At 52.6% G+C, this 272-nt stretch carries 1 protein-coding gene; it reads left to right on the plus strand.

The features are described 5' to 3' along the window. Positions 1-9: 9 nt before the first annotated feature. Positions 10-147 (plus strand): type I-E CRISPR-associated endoribonuclease Cas2e, encoded by a 138-nt coding sequence (cas2e, locus tag F1003_RS18720; protein WP_497986925.1) that lies wholly within the window; start codon positions 10-12, stop codon positions 145-147. Positions 148-272: the final 125 nt, after the last annotated feature.

Genomic DNA, 272 nt, shown 5'->3' on the forward strand with positions numbered 1-272 from the left:
GACGGCAATGTGGCGTTCTGCTGGGCCACGAATACTGAATCCGGCTTTGACTTCCAGACCTGCGGCCAGAATCGCCGCGTTCCCGTCGATCACGATGGCCTGCGCCTGGTCTCCTTTCTACCCGTCGACGAATCGTCGTCCTCCTGATTTCCCCTCTTTAACAATGCGCATTTTTTGACCGATTTATTCGGTGGATTTTCTGCCCCTGATTTTTTCCTTTTAGATCAGTAGGATACATTTAGAGTGTTCCCCACAGGCGTGGGGATGAACCG

This window comes from Winogradskyella ouciana (assembly GCF_009709615.1).
Lineage (GTDB): Bacteria > Bacteroidota > Bacteroidia > Flavobacteriales > Flavobacteriaceae > Winogradskyella > Winogradskyella ouciana.